This is a genomic window from Faecalibacterium sp. DFI.5.82 (assembly GCF_029076575.1).
Classification (GTDB): Bacteria; Bacillota; Clostridia; order Oscillospirales; family Ruminococcaceae; genus Faecalibacterium; species Faecalibacterium duncaniae.
Window position 1 is genome coordinate 1 of record NZ_JARFIS010000117.1, and the last position, 402, is coordinate 402.

The following is a 402-nucleotide window of genomic DNA, read 5'->3' on the forward strand; positions in this document are numbered from 1 at the left end:
GCCTTGTCTGCGGCGTGGTCTGTTCGCTGGTGGTGAAGCCTGCAGCCGCGGCGGTCAGCCCGCCGGTCAGGATGCCGATGGCTCCCTCTTCGGCAAGGGCGGTGCGCACGCCTTTGGCAAGCAGATGCCCGAAGCCCAGCAGGGGAACGGTGGCACCGCAGCCTGCTAACTCGGCCAGCGGCGCATACCACCCAAGGGCCGAAAGCACCACGCCTGCCACCACATAGCCTGTCAGGATGCGGGCGGGGGTCAGGGCGGTCAGGTCGAGAAAGAGCTGGCCCACCACGCAGATGGCCCCGCCTGTAACGAATGCCCAGAAATAGTTCATGTGTTTCCTCCGTTCTGTTCCTCCAGGGCAGCAAGCTCCACCAGGTGCGAGATGGCGGGGATGCTCTCCTTCTG

1 protein-coding gene is annotated in these 402 nt (G+C 65.4%); it reads right to left on the bottom strand.

Translation table 11 applies throughout. The features are described 5' to 3' along the window. The coding region (locus tag P0G09_RS15845) for a SpoVA/SpoVAEb family sporulation membrane protein (protein ID WP_275253135.1) at nucleotides 1-328 on the bottom strand (328 nt) is incomplete at its 3' end. Between the last annotated feature and the right edge of the window lie 74 nt (nucleotides 329-402).